The organism is Ruegeria sp. F5, from assembly GCF_056533845.1.
This window is the reverse complement of the sequence record NZ_JBQFOU010000017.1, coordinates 1-16,085: the sequence shown is the minus strand read 5'-3', so window position 1 is coordinate 16,085 and position 16,085 is coordinate 1. Positions and strand designations below refer to the sequence as shown.

Genomic DNA, 16,085 nt, shown 5'->3' with positions numbered 1-16,085 from the left:
AATAGGCTGTTTCAGAGTGGTCGGTTGGCTGCGAAGCCATCGATCAAACCAAATAAGAGGTGCATGCATGCGAGCGGTATTCGGACTTGTCCTGATTGTCGGGGTGGCTCTGGCCGGGGGTGCTGTCTATATGGCGCGCAACTACATCTCGGCTTACCAGCAAGAGCTTGCCCGCCAAAAACAGGCGGCGGCGGAAGCCTTGGCAAATGCCAACAAACAGGTCGAGGTTGTGCCCACCGTGGGCGTGATCGTATCGAACCGGACGCTGAAATACGGTGAAAAGCTTGTCGCGGAAGATGTTCGCATCGTCGAATGGCCCGAGACAGCGATCCCCGAGGGGACCTTTACCGAGATGGCCGTTCTGTTCCCCGAAACCGGCAACCCGGACCGTTTCGTTCTGCGGGCGATGGAAAAAGACGAGGCGCTGATGGTCGTGAAGGTCACCGAACCGGGCGGGAAGGCCGGCCTGACCTCGCGCCTGGAAAAGGGGATGCGGGCCTTTGCAATCAGCGTCGATGTCGCTTCGGGCGTTTCGGGCTTTCTGCGGCCGGGTGACAATGTCGATATCTACTGGACAGGCACCAGCGGCATTGCCGAAGGCGCAAATGGCGGTATCACGCGCTTGATTCAGACAAGCATCGAACTGATTGCCGTCGATCAGACCACCGGTTCCGACGTGACCGGCGCGACTATCGCCCGGACCGTGACCGTTGCTGCAACCCCGGAACAGGTTGCCGCTTTGGCGCAGGCGCAAAACACCGGTCGGCTGTCGCTTGCATTGGTCGGCATCCAGCAAGACGAGGAAATTGCGACAGCAATCGAGGTTATCGAGGTGGACCAGCGAACCCTGCTGGGCATCGAAGAGGTCGCACCTGCGCCGCAGGCCGCGCCCAAGCAAATCTGCACCACTCGGATCAGACGGGGAGCCGATATCATCGAAGCCCCGATTCCGTGCACAAACTGACGGGAATTCAAACCGTTACACGCACAGGGCCGCGCGAACAGCGCGGCCCTTTTTGATGGGATTGTTGCCCATTGTCCACATAAGGAAAATTCCGGAAACCATTGATTATTGCAATAAATTTGGTTTTCGCGCAGTCTTTCTCACCATAGGGCAAAAGACCCAAAAAACGAGGCGTGATCGGAGAGGCAGGTCACATGACATTACGTTCCTGGATCAGCGCAACCCTGCTGGGGTTGTCGCTTGTTATGGGCCCGGTCGGCGATGCCGCCTGGGCTGAAACCCTTCGCGTGGTAAAGAAGGGCACGGTGGAAACACTGGACGTGCCCATGAATCGCGCGATCGTCGTGGAAAGCGAAGAACCGTTCGCGGAACTCAGCATCGCAAATGCCGGCATCGCCGACATTTCATCGCTGTCTGATCGCACCATCTACATTCTGGGTAAGGCCCCCGGCCTGACCACACTGACCCTGTTTGATGGCGTCGGCAACCTGATCGCCAACGTGCGCGTGCGCGTTGCACCGGATGTGACCGAATTCAAAGAGCGTCTGCGTCAGATCCTGCCCAACGAACCGGTCGAGGTTCGCACGGCAAATGACGGCATCGTTCTGTCGGGCACAATTTCAAGCGCGGCCAAGCTGGCCCGTGCGCTTGAACTGGCGGAACGCTACGCGCCCGAGCGTGTATCGAACCTGATGTCGGTTGGCGGCGTTCAGCAGGTGATGCTGAAAGTCCGCTTTGCCGAGATGAACCGGTCCGTGGCCAAAAGCCTATCCGCGTCCCTGGGCTTTGCGGGCAACGACCTGACCGCAGGTTTCAACACCCTGAACAACCAGGGCGCTCTGACCAACGCGCTGAACGGCGGCATTCCGTTTGTTCAGGAAAACAACGGCGCCATCCTGTTCGGGTTCGGCGCAGGTTCAACCCAGATTCGTCTGTTGCTGGAAGCCCTTGAAACAAAGGGGCTGGCGCGCAACCTGGCCGAGCCTAACCTGTCGGCCCTGTCCGGGCAGGAAGCAAGCTTCCTTGCAGGTGGCGAAGTTCCGATCCCGGTTCCGCAGGATGACGGCGTTGTGGCCATCGAATACAAGGCCTTCGGTGTCGAGATGCTCTTTGTTCCGCGTGTGGTAGACGGCGACCTGATCAACCTTGAAATGGGGACGGCGGTGTCGGCGATCGACTCCAGCTCGGACTTCACCATCAACGGTGACACGGTTCCCAGCTTCATCACCCGCCGCGCCAAGACAACTGTCGAACTTCGTGACGGGGAAAGCTTTGCCATCGCCGGATTGCTTCAGGACGATTTCGCGGACCTGAGCAGCCAAGTGCCCTGGCTGGGCGATGTGCCGGTTCTGGGCTCGCTCTTCCGTAGCGCGGAATATCAGCGCGAACAAAGCGAACTGATCATCATCGTCACGGCGCACCTAGTATCCCCTGTCCGCGGCGAAACTCTGGCCCTGCCGACCGATCGCGTCAAACCGCCCAGCGAATTTGATCTGTTCGTGAATGGCCGGGTCTCTCGCACGGTGCGTTCCGGCGCGGGTGGTGCATCGGAAGTCGCCAGACAGGACTTCGGCAACTCTTACGGCTACGTCCTAGATTGATCAGGAGGATCGGACCAATGCAGAAGTGGATCATTACACTGGGTCTGACGGTCGCTGTCGCCGCATGTACGCGCGAGGCAGGATACGAGATCGACCAGGGCACATTCGGAAATGCCGCCCTGAACAACACGCAGGTCATGACCGGAGAACTGACCTATGCGCAAATTCTGGGACGGCGGTTTGCTTCTGAGGTGCCGAGCCAGGTGAACTTCGCCTTCAACAGCTCTCAGCTGGACGCCTCCGCCCAGCGGATACTTTTGCAGCAGGCGGACTGGATCAAACAGTTCCCCGAAGCAAGGTTCCGCGTTTACGGGCATACGGATGCGGTCGGCTCGGACGGTTACAACCAAAGCCTGGGCCTGAGACGCGCACAAGCTGTCGTGAATTTCTTCTCGCAGCAGGGCATCTCGCGCTCGCGGCTCGAGGCGGTGGTCTCGTTTGGCAAAACACAGCCGCTGGTGGCGACCCCGAATCGGGACCGCCGGAACCGCCGCACCGTGACCGAGGTCGCAGGCTTTGTTGACAGCCGGTCGCAGACGCTGGACGGCAAGTATGCCCAGGTCATCTATCGCGAGTATATCGAAAGCGCGACGACCGAAAGCGCGATTCAAGAAGTCGAAGCCACCGATGGCGGCGACGGCGGTGGATAATACGCTTGGAATGGGCGACATCGTCGCCCATTTCCCTACAATTGGTTCTTTTGCGCCAAATTCTCGCCCAACTTCAAAGCGACATTGTGAACAATAGGGTGACCTGCGGCTTGAATTGACCGCATCGGGGCGACAGCAAATCAACCTGAACGACCGACGTTCGCACGAGATGCTGGGCCCTCACGACGAGGATTGTGTTTATGACCAGCGCTACGCCGCAAGATGAAAGTACCGCCATTCTGGCCTGCACGATCAGCAGGGACGTGCAGAATTTCGACCTGCTGATCGAAGATATGGAGGCGGCTCTGGGCGAGCGTTGGGGAGATCTTGGTTTTGCCGAGGCCCTCGCGTTCTTCACCCAGCCCGAAGCCGATTCGCTGCAATTCGTCGCGTTGGCCATCGATGGCGAAGACGAAGATAACCTGACGCTGATGGGTGAAATCATCGCTCAGGCCAAAGACAAGAAAATCAAAGTTGTGCTGATTGCCGAGGACGTGACCCCCGCCTCGTTGCATCAGTTGCTGCGCAAGGGCGCCGACGAATTTGTCCCCTACCCTCTTCCCGAAGGGGAATTGGCGGAAGCCATCGAGCGGATGAACCAGCCTGACCCGGTTGCCGTTGCCCCCACAGCAGCAGCCACCCTGACCGACGGCGCGTCCAAGGAAGGCGCGCTGTTCGTGACCCACGGGCTTGCCGGAGGCGTTGGATCGACCACGCTGGCCGTCAACCTTGCGTGGGAGCTTGCCAGCGTGTCGGACAAAGAGGCCCCCTCGGTCTGTCTGATCGATCTGGACCTGCAATATGGCACGGTTTCGACTTACCTCGACCTGCCGCGGCGCGAGACGGTGTTCGAAATGCTGTCGGACACCGATTCGATGGATGATGAGGTTTTCTCGCAAGCCCTTCAAACCTATGAAGAAAAGCTGCAGGTTCTGACCGCGCCGTCAGACATGGTGCCACTGGACCTGATCACGCCGGAAGACATCCAGCGGGTGATCGATCTGGCGCGGAAGCATTTCGACTATGTGATCGTGGACATGCCCAAAACGCTGGTTCTGTGGTCGGAAACGATTCTGCAGGCCGCGCATGTGTATTTCGCCGTGATCGAACTGGATATGCGGTCGGCGCAGAACGCGTTGCGCCTGAAACGCGCGCTGCAAGCCGAAGAACTGCCCTTCAACAAGCTGCGCTTTGCCCTGAACCGTGCGCCCAAGTTCACGGACCTGAACGGTAAAAGCCGCGTGAAACGCATGGGTGAAAGCCTTGGCATTTCGATTGACCTGCAACTGCCAGATGGCGGCAAACCCGTCATGCAAAGTGGCGATCATGGCCTGCCGCTTGCCAATTCGGCCGCGAAAAACCCGCTGCGCCGGGAAATCGCGAAGCTGGCGAAATCGCTGCACAGCCTGGGCAGCAACGACGCAGAAGCCGCGTAACATCATCCCAAGGGGGGATCCGCCGTGTTTTCAAGATACAAGAAACAACCTGCTGCGCAGCCGGTACAGACACCCGACAAAGCCCCCGAGGCCGCATCAGCCCCGGCGGCGACCTCTGCCGCAACCGCGATTGTGCGCAAGCCCATCCAGAAAAAAACGGCCGAAGTCGTCGGATCCGACCGAGAGCGCAAGCGCAAAGAGCGGTTGGGCGAGATCAAGATCGAACTGCACCGGGAACTGCTTGAAAACCTGAACCTTGCCGCGTTGGAAAACGCAGGCGAGGCAGAGTTGCGCTCGGAGATCAGTGCCATCGCCAGCGAGGTGCTTGAGGCCAAGAATATCGTTCTGAACCGGGACGACCGGTCACAGCTCAACAAGGAACTTTATGACGAAGTCACTGGCCTTGGCCCACTGGAAACCCTTCTGCAGGACGAATCAGTCAACGATATTCTGGTAAACGGCCCGCAGCAGATTTTCGTGGAACGCGCCGGTAAGCTGGAACTCAGCGACATCACGTTCAAGGACGAAAAGCACCTGATGCGGATCATCGACAAGATCGTGTCCGCCGTGGGCCGTCGTGTCGATGAATCAAACCCTTACGTTGACGCCCGTCTGGCCGATGGTTCGCGTTTCAACGCCATGGTACCGCCGATTGCGGTGGACGGATCGCTGGTTTCGATTCGTAAGTTCAAGAAAGACAAGCTGGGCATCGACGATTTGGTCAATTTCGGGGCCTTTACCGAAGAAATGGCCGCTTATCTGCAGGCCGCTGTGTCGACCCGACTGAACATCATCGTCTCGGGCGGTACCGGTTCCGGTAAAACGACCACGCTGAACGCCCTGTCCGGCTTCATCGACGACGCCGAGCGCATCCTGACCATTGAGGACACGGCGGAACTTCAGCTGCAGCAGACCCATGTGGGCCGGATGGAAAGCCGCCCCCCCAACGTGGAAGGAAAAGGTGAGGTCAGCCCGCGCGACTGTCTGAAAAACGCCCTGCGTATGCGCCCCGACCGCATCATCGTGGGGGAAACGCGTGGCGCCGAGGTGATCGACATGTTGCAGGCCATGAACACCGGCCACGATGGATCGATGACCACGATCCATGCCAACTCGGCCCGCGATGGTATCTCGCGTCTGGAAAACATGATCGCGATGGCCGGGATCGAGATGCCGATCAAGGCGGTCCGCAGCCAGATTTCATCTGCTGTGAACCTGCTGGTTCAGGCCAGCCGCTTGCAGGACGGCTCGCGCCGGATGACCTCGATCACCGAGATCACGGGGATGGAAGGCGATGTGATCTCGATGCAGGAAATCTTTCGTTTTCAACGTGTTGGTCTGACCCCCGACAACAAGATCATCGGTCACTTCACCGCAACGGGCGTGCGCAGCCACTATTCGGAACGCTTCCGCCTGTGGGGCTTTGACCTGCCCGCGTCGATCTACGACCCAACCACAATGTAGGAGATCAGGACATGCAACTGCCTATGGAGGCACTTATCTATGTCGCCATCTTCGTGGGGGTCCTGGCCCTGGTCGAAGGTATCTATCTGGTCGCATTCGGCAAATCCATCAGCCTGAACAGCCGGGTCAACCGCCGTCTGGACATGCTCGACAAGGGCGTTGGTCGCGAACAGGTGCTGGAGCAGCTGCGCAAGGAAATGCAGCAGCATATGAAAACGCAGAGCATCCCTCTGTATTCATTGTTGGCTGACAAGGCGCAGAAGGCGGCGATTGCGTTTACGCCGCGCCAGTTGATCATGATCATGGGTCTTGTGTCCGCAGTGGCCTTTATGGGGCTCAGCATCGGCACCCCGACCGACCTGCCGCTGCGGATTGCGATTTCGGTCGCGATTGGCGTGGGCGCTGTCTATGCTTGGGTCAATCACAAAGCCAAAAAGCGCATGTCGATGATTGAGGAACAACTGCCTGATGCGGTTGAACTGATGGTCCGGTCGCTGCGTGTGGGCAACCCGTTCGTGTCTTCGGTCCAGATTGTCGCGAATGAGGTTCAGGACCCGCTGGCAACCGAATTTGGCGTCATCGCCGACGAATGCGCCTATGGCCGCGACGTGGGCGAGGCGCTGAAAGACATGGCGGAACGGCTCGATATGCAGGATATGCGCTTTCTGGCCGTGGCCGTGGGTATCCAGCAGCAGTCCGGTGGTAACCTGGCCGAGATTCTGGCCGGTCTGGCGCAGGTCATCCGTGCCCGCTTCCGCCTGTTCCGCCGCGTGAAAGCGATTACCGCCGAAGCGCAGTGGTCCGGCAAGTTCCTGTCTGCCTTCCCGCTGGCCTGTCTTGCGTTCATTCTGGTGAAGGACCCCGGCTATTATGACGAGGTTCTGGACCACGCCTACTTCATTCCGATGTGCTTCTTTGTCGGCATCATGCTGACGCTGAACCTGATCGTCATGAAGATCATCACCAACATCAAGGTCTGAGGGCAGTACGATGGAATTCCTGACCAGCATCAACGACCTGTTGACCCAGCACCTGGGAGAGTTCGGCCCCCTGATCGTTGTCGGCGTTCTGGGGATGGTCATGGTCCTTGTGGCCGTCTCGCTGATGATGAATCAGCCCGAAGACCCCCTGAAGAAACTGCAACGCTCAAACTCGCAGCCAAAAAAGAGCAAGAAAAACAAGAAAGAACAGCTTCGCAACTCCAGCCGCAACGAGCAGCTTGAAAAGTTCGCGACCTTTCTTGAGCCGAAGAACGAAGAAGAGCTGTCGGCCATTCAGCTCAAGATGCGGCAGGCCGGATATCAGTCCAAGGACTCGGTCCGCTTTTACCATTTCGCCCAGTTTGCTCTGGGGATCATCGGCATCGTCATCGGCGTTCTGCTGGTCACGGTCTTTGCCGGGGATGAGGAATATACCGGCCAGCAAATCCTGATCCGCGTTCTGGTGCCCGGCGGTATCGGCTATATGCTTCCCAGATACTGGATCACCCGCCGCGTGGAAGAACGCAAAGAGGCGATCATCGCCGCTTTCCCAGACACGCTGGACCTGATGCTTGTCTGCGTTGAAGCCGGACAATCGCTGGATCAGGCCATCGTCCGCGTGGCGTCCGAGATGAAAAGCTCGTACCCCGAAATCGCGCAGGAATTCGAAGTCGTCGCGTATGAGATGAAGGCCGGTAAAGACAAAGACACCGTTCTGCGGGACTTTGGCACCAGATGCGGCGTTCAGGACGTCAACGCTTTTGTGACCGTCATGATCCAGTCGGCAACATTCGGTACATCTATTGCCGAAGCTCTGCGGGTTTACGCCTCGGAGATGCGGGACAAGCGGGTTATGCGCGCGGAAGAGGCCGCAAACAAGTTGCCCACAAAGATGACACTGGTAACAATGGGCCTGACCGTTCCGCCGCTTCTCGTTATTCTGGTCGGACCATCTTTCAACGTCATCTCGACCTTCGGACGCTGAGGTTGCTACCAAATGAGACCACTCCGCCGGTGTGACCTTTCAGGGTTTCGCCAAGTGCTCAAGGCCATCATGGTGTTTACCGTGATGGCCTCTTGCACTGAAAGCGGGCAGTCCAGCGATCTGGATGCGCCGGGGGTGGACCCCACGGGGCAGGCTGCGGACAGCATCACCGTCGGAAACCGCCTGATGGCAGCAGGGGAATATGAACTGGCGCTTGAAACATTTACGCGCGCCGCCTTGGAAGAAGGGCTGACACCCCAGATACTGACATCGATGGGCACCGCGAACCTAGGCCTTCGCCGGTTGGGACAGGCCGAAACCCTGCTGCGCCGCGCGGTCGAAGACGACACAGATTGGCCAGTAGCGTGGAACAATCTGGGCGTTCTGCTCATGGAGATTGAGGAATATCCCGAGGCCGCACAGGTCTTTCGCCGCGCCTATGCGTTGGACAATGGCGAAAGTGACGCAATCCGCGACAATCTGCGCTTAGCACTCGCAAAAATGGAAAATCCTGTTAATAATACTCTACAAGAACAAGAATATACGCTGGAACAGCTTGGCGACGGGCAATTTTCGCTGCGCAAAATCCAGTAACCGAGGCCAGAGCAGTAAAGGACGCAAAAATGCGCCAACAATTCTTGATTCCATCCATCATTCTTGGCGGGCTGGTTCTGGCTGGCTGCGCGAAAGAAACCGAAGAGGAAAAGGTCGAACGCACGTTTCAGGAAGTGAACGTCATCGACGAAACCAACCTGAACGACGTTCTTCTCAGCGCAGCGGACCCGAACGAGGCCGTGACCTATTTCCACGGCGCTGCCAGCAAGAATCCCGACCGGATCGATCTACAGCGCGGACTGGCCATATCGCTGGCCCGGGCCAAGCGCACCACCGAAGCCGCTGCCGCATGGAAACGGGTGACGACCATGAAAGGCACAAACAGTGCCGACAAGGTTGAATATGCCGATGCGCTGGTGCGCAACGGAGACTGGGACAAAGCCGAAACCGTTCTGGATTCGATCCCGCCCACATATGAAACGTTCAAGCGGTACCGACTTGAGGCGCTGGTGGCGGATTCCCAGAAAGACTGGAAGCGCGCGGATCATTTCTATGAAACCGCCGTCGGGCTGACGACCCGCCCCGGCAGTGTCATGAACAACTGGGGCTATTCCAAACTGACCCGAGGCCAGTATGACGAAGCCGAGCGCCTGTTTACCGATGCAATACGTCAGGACAATTCGCTGTTCACCGCCAAGAACAACCTGGTTCTGGCGCGTGCAGCGCAGGGCAACTACAGCATGCCGGTTGTTCCCATGTCTCAGGTCGAACGCGCCAGATTGCTGAACACAATGGGAATTTCGGCGGTAAAACAAGGGGATGTGAACACGGCCAAAAACCTGTTCCGCGAAGCGATTGCCACCCACCCGCAGCATTTTGACGAAGCGGTCCGCTCGCTTCGCGCGCTGGAGGCAAGCTGAGTCATGCAAATCCCGGCGGTTGCTGCGCTCTGGTTCCTGCCTTTCGTGCTGCCGATCTGCTTTTACGTCGCCTTCACCGATATGCGTGAGATGCGGATCAAGAACCACGCGGTTGTGACTCTGGCCGTGGTGTATGTGGTCGTCGGATTGATTGCCCTTCCGCCCTGGTCCACCGGGGCAGTCAGTGGCGATATCGGGCCGCTTTCCCTTACGCTGCCAATCTATTTCTGGCAGCTTCTGCACATCGTCATTGTCCTCATTATCGGTATTGTCCTGAATGCTGCCGGCACTATGGGCGCGGGGGACGCAAAATTCCTGGCCGCGGCCTCACCGTTCGTTTGGACCGGAGACATCCTCATCTTTCTGCCCGTCATGATCGCGTGCCTGCTTGCGGCGGTTACAACCCATCGCATTGCGAAACACAGCCGGTTGCGCACCATCGCGCCGCATTGGGACAGCTGGGACACCGGCAAGAAATTCCCGATGGGTCTGGCGCTTGCGGGCGGGCTTGCCATGTATTTGATATTGGGCACTGTTCTCGGATCGTGAACTATCATCAGCGCGCCTTTTCGCTGCCTTGGTCCCGCCACAAAGCTGGGCCAGATTTCACCAAAGTCGCCCGTTAAGGGCTTTTGCGTGACATTTGGATAAACGGGCAACGCTCATGAATATGCAGACCACATCCGTTATGGCCCCCCCTGCCCCCAAGGGGTTGGGTGAAATGCAGCTTCCGCTGGTGATGATGCGGGACATCATGCTGAAAACCGTTTTCCGCAAAAACGTCGACACGGTATCAGAAGTGGCCGCCGCCATCTGCCTGCCCGGATCGGTCACGCAGGAACTGATCGACATCGCGCGCGAGCAGAAACTGCTCGAGGCGACCGGGACGCTGAACGCCAACAGCGGAAACGAGATGGGATACCAGTTGACCGACGCCGGCAAGGCCCGCGCGTTGGACGCGCTGAGCCAGTCGGAATATTTCGGCGCGATGCCGGTGCCGCTGGATGTGTACCGCGAGCAGGTCAAACGGCAATCGATCCGCAACATTCAGGTCACGCGCGAACAATTGACGGGCGCCATGGGCCATCTGGTTCTGCCCGACATGCTGCTGGACCAGCTTGGCCCGGCGGTCAGCGCCGGTCGTTCGGTTCTGATGTATGGCCCTCCGGGTAACGGTAAATCCTCGATCTCGAACGGGATCAGGGATGCGCTGGGCGACAATGTCTATGTTCCGCGCGCCATCGAATATGCTGGTCAGGTGATCACCGTTTACGACCCGATCGTGCACACCGCGATTGAACAGGAAGAAGACGACCCCAACAGCCTGCGCCGCCGCAAGCGGTTCGACACGCGCTATGTGCAATGCGAACGCCCGACCGTTGTGACGGGGGGTGAACTGTCGCTGAGCATGCTGGATCTGGTCTATAATCCCACCGCGCGCACTTATCAGGCGCCGCTGCAATTGAAATCCACCGGCGGCATCTTCATCGTGGACGACCTTGGACGTCAGGCCGAACCCCCTCAGGCCCTGATCAACCGCTGGATCGTTCCGCTGGAGGAAAGCAAGGATATCCTTGGCCTACAATCGGGTGAGAAGTTCGAGGTGCCGTTTGACACGCTGGTCATCTTCTCGACCAACTTCCACCCGAACGAAATCTTCGACCAGGCCGCCCTGCGCCGGATCTTCTTCAAGATCAAGATCGACGGCCCAAATCAGGAAAACTTCCTGAAAATCTTCGCCATGGTCGCCCGCAAACGCGGCATGCCGCTGGATGAGGCCGCGCTGGTGCATCTGCTGAAGGTCAAATACCCGACCATCAACAATATCTATGCGAACTACCAGCCGATCTTCCTGATCGACCAGATGATCTCGATCTGCGAGTTCGAGGGCATCCCCTATCAGATGAGCCCCGACTTGATCGATCGCGCCTGGGCGAACATGTTTGTGAAAGACGAAACAATCGTCAAATAACGCCGTGCCATTACCACTCCGAGGCGGGTAGTCTGCGTCCATGACGCAGATTCCCGCACGGATTGAGGCCTGGTTCACAGCCAAGGGCTGGTCCATCCATCCCCATCAGCAACAGATGTTTGACCGGGCCAAGGAACCGGCCAACCTGCTGATTGCCCCGACCGGCGGCGGCAAGACGATGGCGGGGTTTCTGCCGTCGCTTGCCGAGCTTTCCGACGGCGCGCATGCGGGGTTGCACACAATCTATGTCTCACCGCTCAAGGCGCTGGCGGCGGATATCAAGCGCAACCTGCGCGCACCCGTGGATGAGATCGGCCTGCCAATTCGCATCGAGGACCGCACCGGCGACACCTCGGCCACGCAGAAGAAACGCCAGCGGGTGGACCCGCCGCATATCCTGCTGACCACACCGGAAAGTCTGGCTTTGCTGACCTCTTATGAGGACGCGCCGCATATGTTCCAGGGGGTGCAACGCGTTGTTGTGGATGAAATCCACGCTCTGGCCGAAAGCAAGCGTGGGGACCAGTTGATGCTGGCGCTGGCCCGTCTGCAGCGCCTTTGCCCCGACATGCGCCGCGTCGGCCTGTCGGCCACGGTGGAAGACCCTGATGCCATCGCCCGCTTTCTGGCCCGCCACCCGGACCCCTGCCGGATCATACAAGCCGACCCCGGCCCCGACCCGGATATCCGGATGCTGGAAACCCGGGAAATGCCCCCCTGGTCCGGCGGCGGCGCGGCCTATTCCATCCCGGCCGTGCTGGACCAGATCCGGCAGCACAAAACCACGCTGATCTTCCACAACACCCGCGCGCAGGCCGAGATTTTCTTTCACAATCTGTGGCTTGCTAATGACGAAGGCTTGCCCATCGGCATCCACCACGGTAGCCTCGATCGGCAACAACGCGAACGGGTCGAGGCCGCAATGGTGCGCGGGGATCTGCGCGCCATCGTCTGCACCGGCTCTCTGGATCTGGGCATCGACTGGGGGGATGTGGATCTGGTGATCCAGATCGGGGCGCCCAAGAATGTCAAACGTCTGGTCCAGCGGATCGGGCGTGCGAACCATCGCTACAACGCGCCGTCCAAAGCCCTGCTGGTGCCCGCAAACCGGTTCGAAGTGGTGGAATGCGTCGCCGCGCTCGAAGCCGCCAAGGCGCATGAGCTTGATGGCGAGCCACGCGGCCCCGGCCCGCGCGACGTGTTGTGCCAGCACATCCTGATCGCCGCCGCTGCCGGGGCTTTTGAGGCGGGTGCGTTGTATCACGAAATGACCTCGGCCGGGCCATATGCGCGGCTGACGCGGGCCGAATTCAATGCCTGTCTCGATTTCTGCGCGACCGGGGGCTACGCCCTGCGTGCCTATGATCGCTGGCAACGGCTGCAGCAGCGCCCCGACGGCCTGTGGCAGCTGCGCGACCCCCGCGCGGCGCAGCGTATCCGTATGAATCTGGGGACAATTCAGGACACAGACACGTTGAAAGTGCGGCTGAGGCGGAACCGGGGCGGCAAACCCCTGGGTGAGGTCGAGGAAGGCTTCGCAGCCTCGCTCACCTCCGGTGACACCTTCCTGATCGGCGGTCAGATCGTGCGCTACGAAGGCCTGCGCGAAATGGTGGTCGAGGTCAGCCGCCGCGCCGACAAAAAGCCCAAGGTCGCCGTGTTCTCGGGCACCAAATTCGCGACCTCAACACAGCTGAGCGACCGCATCCTGCGCATGTTTTCGCAGGACAACTGGCCGCAACTGCCGACCCACACCGCCGACTGGCTAGCCTTGCAGCGCGACATATCCCGCCTGCCCCAACGCGACCGCCTGCTGATCGAGAGCTTTCCCAATGACGGGCGGGAAAACCTGTGCGTTTACGGCTTCGCCGGACGCAATGCGCAGCAAACGCTGGGGTTGCTGCTGACCAAGAGGATGGAGGAAACCGGGCTGGCGCCGCTGGGGTTTGTCGCAACGGATTATGCAACTCTGATCTGGGGGCTGGACGCCGTAACCGACCCGCGCCCCCTGTTCCAACTGGATGCACTGCGAGAGGGGCTGGACACATGGCTGGCCGGAAACGCGGTGATGAAGCGCACCTTTCGCGCCTCGGCCACCATTGCCGGGCTGATCGAACGCAACACCGGCGGTCTGCGCAAAAGCGGGCGGCAGGCGACGTTTTCCTCGGACATCCTGTATGACACGCTGCTGAAATACGATCCCGATCACCTGCTGATGCAGATCACCCGTGAAGAGGCCATGCGCGGCCTGGTCGATTTCGGGCGGATCGAAGCCATGGTCGCCCGCATCGGCGACCGGATCGATCTGTTGCGGCTGGACCGCGTGTCACCCCTGGCCGCGCCGCTGTTTCTGGAGGTCGGCAAGGTTCCGGTCAAAGGCACTGCCGAGGAACGGCTGTTGGCCGAGGAAAGCGCGCGATTGTTGCAGAAGGCCGGGTTGGAGCCCTCGTGATTCACCTTGCGTTGCGGGGTGAAACCGGCAAAGAACGTATCATGAACGGAAAAGAGTTTTCATTTGCCGGTCAGCGCCTGACTGCCCTTGCCTCAGGCGCTCTGTGGTGGCCGGACCAGCGCTTGCTGTGCGTCTCCGATCTGCATCTGGGCAAGTCCGAGCGGCTGGCCCGGATCGGCGGCCCCGCGTTGCCGCCTTATGACAGCCGCGACACGCTGGATCGGCTGGCCGCGGATCTGGACAGGACCGGGGCCGAAACGGTCCTGTGCCTTGGCGACAGTTTCGACGATCTGCTCGCCTCGACGTCGCTGGCCGCGTCCGAGACGCTTCGGATTGCCGCGATGCAGGCGGGCCGGGACTGGATCTGGATCGAAGGCAACCATGACCCCGGCCCCATCGAGTTGGGCGGCACACACCGGGCCGACTGGGCCTGCCAATCGCTGCTCTTTCGCCATATTGCCGAACCCGGCGCGCAGGGTGAGGTATCCGGGCACTATCACCCCAAGGCAACGTTGCGGGCGCGGGGGCGGGCAATCACCCGCCCGGCCTTTTTGCTGGACAGCAATCGCCTGATCCTGCCCGCCTACGGGGCCTATACCGGCGGGTTGCGCAGCTCGGATCAGGCATTGTCGGGCCTTATGGGCGCGAATGCGCGGGCGATCCTGACCGGGCCCAACCCACAGATGATCCCGATGCCGCGATAGGTTCAGATCAGACCATCCTGCTCCAGCCCCGGTCGGTACTTCCGGCTGACCGGAACCAGATCGTCATTGACCAGCCGCAGCCAGATTTTTCCGTCCGCCTTCTCGATGCCGTTTATTGCGTCGTCCGCGACCCAATGGGACCGGTGCGCGCAATGCCCGGGCACGGGCTCCATCTCGGCGATGGCATCGGTCAGGCGGGACCGGATGGTATATGTGCCCTCAGAGGTGACAACGTCGACATAATGGTCGCGCACGGTGAGATGAAAAATCTGGCCCTTGAACGAGGGGGGAAGCCGCCGCATCAGGCGCGGCGCGACGGGCTGAGGCTCATCCCCTTCCCGTTCATTCCGGCGCACCAGAAACAATCCGGCGGAAAACAGAATCCCGTAATTTGCGACTGTCGTCAGCGCGGGGGTCATGTGGCCGCCAAAGGTGAACAGAACCCAGGCCAAAAGCCACAGCGACGGGGTCAACAAGGCTAGCACCAATGCTGCATATGCCAGATCACGCAGATGAAGATTTGCCTTTGCCAGCTTGTCCTGCACCAGTTTCCGCGCCACCCAGGTCGCTGACAGGGCCAGCCCCATCACCCCGGTCCAGAACAGCAGGCGCAAAATGAACGGCAGATCGGCCACCAGGAATGGCGGGAAAGCATAGGCCAACACTGGAAGGAATATTGCCGCGGCAACCACCCGCTGAGGCGTGCACAGGTTGCGAACCAGAACCAACTTCGACGTCATACTTATTAAACGATCCACTTCCAATCCCGATACGCCAGCGCGGGGCCGGCATTCGCCGCTAGCCCGTAACTGTCTGGGAAAGCAGGAATATCACGATTTTGGGTGCATTCAAAGTTAATTCACTGGGAATTTTTCGGCGCGCGCGTCAGTTTGACCGCCGCAGGAAATACCGGTCGGACCGCAGCAAACGGTCCGACCGTTCGAGATCAGGCCGTCAGCCCTTCGGGCTCGGGCAGGTCATTGGCGCGGCAGCAGGCTGTCAGGGTGTTAGCCAGAAGGCAAGCGATGGTCATCGGACCCACGCCGCCCGGAACCGGGGTGATCGCGCCCGCGCGTTCGGCGGCGCTGGCATAATCGACATCGCCAACCAGCTTGTTCTTGCCGTCGCGCTCAATCCGGTTGATGCCTACGTCGATGACGGTCGCGCCTTCCTTGATCCAGTCACCCGGCACCATCTCGGGCCGTCCGACAGCGGCCACGACAATATCGGCGCGCCGCACCACATCCGGCAGGTCCCTGGTGCGCGAATGGGCGATGGTCACGGTGCAACTATCGCCCAGCAGCAATTGCGCCATCGGCTTGCCCACGATGTTCGACCGGCCAATCACCACCGCATCCATGCCCGAAAGCGAGCCATGGTGGTCGCGCAGCATCATCAGGCA

Annotated in this window: 14 protein-coding genes and 1 pseudogene; 13 read left to right on the top strand and 2 right to left on the bottom strand. The window is 59.9% G+C overall.

All coding sequences use genetic code 11. From position 1 onward, the window contains the following. Positions 1-67 precede the first annotated feature (67 nt). The 13 genes from cpaB to pdeM all read left to right on the top strand — a co-directional run bounded on the left by cpaB (position 68) and on the right by pdeM (position 14,683). Positions 68-964, top strand: a complete 897-nt coding sequence (gene cpaB / locus ACR0K1_RS20230) for a Flp pilus assembly protein CpaB (RefSeq protein WP_480616306.1) — start codon at positions 68-70, stop codon at positions 962-964. A gap of 194 nt (positions 965-1,158) precedes the next feature. Then, entirely contained in the window at positions 1,159-2,565 is a 1,407-nt protein-coding gene (locus ACR0K1_RS20225) for a type II and III secretion system protein family protein (protein WP_480616307.1), read from the top strand. A gap of 17 nt (positions 2,566-2,582) precedes the next feature. Continuing rightward, on the top strand, positions 2,583-3,215 hold the full coding sequence (locus ACR0K1_RS20220; protein ID WP_480616309.1) for an OmpA family protein: 633 nt from the start codon (positions 2,583-2,585) through the stop codon (positions 3,213-3,215). A gap of 200 nt (positions 3,216-3,415) precedes the next feature. Beyond that, positions 3,416-4,651 carry a CpaE/TadZ family protein gene (locus ACR0K1_RS20215; RefSeq protein ID WP_480851746.1) on the top strand — a complete coding sequence of 412 codons (1,236 nt, stop codon included), beginning with the start codon at positions 3,416-3,418 and terminating at the stop codon, positions 4,649-4,651. Between the two features lie 24 nt (positions 4,652-4,675). Next, positions 4,676-6,115: a TadA family conjugal transfer-associated ATPase gene (locus tag ACR0K1_RS20210; RefSeq protein WP_480851745.1), complete on the top strand. Its 1,440-nt coding sequence runs from the start codon at positions 4,676-4,678 to the stop codon at positions 6,113-6,115. An 11-nt stretch (positions 6,116-6,126) separates the two neighbouring features. Beyond that, positions 6,127-7,095 (top strand): type II secretion system F family protein, encoded by a 969-nt coding sequence (locus ACR0K1_RS20205; RefSeq protein WP_480616315.1) that lies wholly within the window; start codon positions 6,127-6,129, stop codon positions 7,093-7,095. Positions 7,096-7,105: 10 nt separating this feature from the next. After that, complete coding sequence (locus ACR0K1_RS20200; protein WP_480616317.1) at positions 7,106-8,080, top strand: type II secretion system F family protein; 975 nt, start codon at positions 7,106-7,108, stop codon at positions 8,078-8,080. A gap of 69 nt (positions 8,081-8,149) precedes the next feature. Further along, the gene (locus tag ACR0K1_RS20195) at positions 8,150-8,674 is read left to right on the top strand and encodes a tetratricopeptide repeat protein (protein WP_480851771.1); all 525 of its coding nucleotides are present in this window, start codon (positions 8,150-8,152) and stop codon (positions 8,672-8,674) included. Positions 8,675-8,703: 29 nt separating this feature from the next. After that, positions 8,704-9,555, top strand: coding sequence for a tetratricopeptide repeat protein (locus tag ACR0K1_RS20190; RefSeq protein ID WP_480616319.1), 852 nt, complete (start codon positions 8,704-8,706; stop codon positions 9,553-9,555). 3 nt (positions 9,556-9,558) lie between these two features. Further along, a complete protein-coding gene (locus ACR0K1_RS20185) occupies positions 9,559-10,104 on the top strand; it encodes a prepilin peptidase (protein ID WP_480616321.1) in 546 nt (181 codons plus the stop codon). A gap of 115 nt (positions 10,105-10,219) precedes the next feature. Further along, a complete protein-coding gene (locus ACR0K1_RS20180) occupies positions 10,220-11,527 on the top strand; it encodes an ATPase (RefSeq protein ID WP_480616323.1) in 1,308 nt (435 codons plus the stop codon). 40 nt (positions 11,528-11,567) lie between these two features. After that, positions 11,568-13,979, top strand: coding sequence for a ligase-associated DNA damage response DEXH box helicase (locus ACR0K1_RS20175; protein ID WP_480616325.1), 2,412 nt, complete (start codon positions 11,568-11,570; stop codon positions 13,977-13,979). A 41-nt stretch (positions 13,980-14,020) separates the two neighbouring features. Continuing rightward, positions 14,021-14,683: a ligase-associated DNA damage response endonuclease PdeM gene (pdeM, locus tag ACR0K1_RS20170; protein WP_480851744.1), complete on the top strand. Its 663-nt coding sequence runs from the start codon at positions 14,021-14,023 to the stop codon at positions 14,681-14,683. 2 nt (positions 14,684-14,685) lie between these two features. Here pdeM and ACR0K1_RS20165 read toward each other — a convergent pair whose 3' ends face one another. Both ACR0K1_RS20165 and ACR0K1_RS20160 read right to left on the bottom strand, forming a co-directional pair. Beyond that, entirely contained in the window at positions 14,686-15,423 is a 738-nt protein-coding gene (locus ACR0K1_RS20165; protein WP_480851743.1) for a LytTR family DNA-binding domain-containing protein, read from the bottom strand. 206 nt (positions 15,424-15,629) lie between these two features. Next, a pseudogene (locus ACR0K1_RS20160) lies at positions 15,630-16,085 on the bottom strand (bifunctional methylenetetrahydrofolate dehydrogenase/methenyltetrahydrofolate cyclohydrolase); the annotation flags it as partial.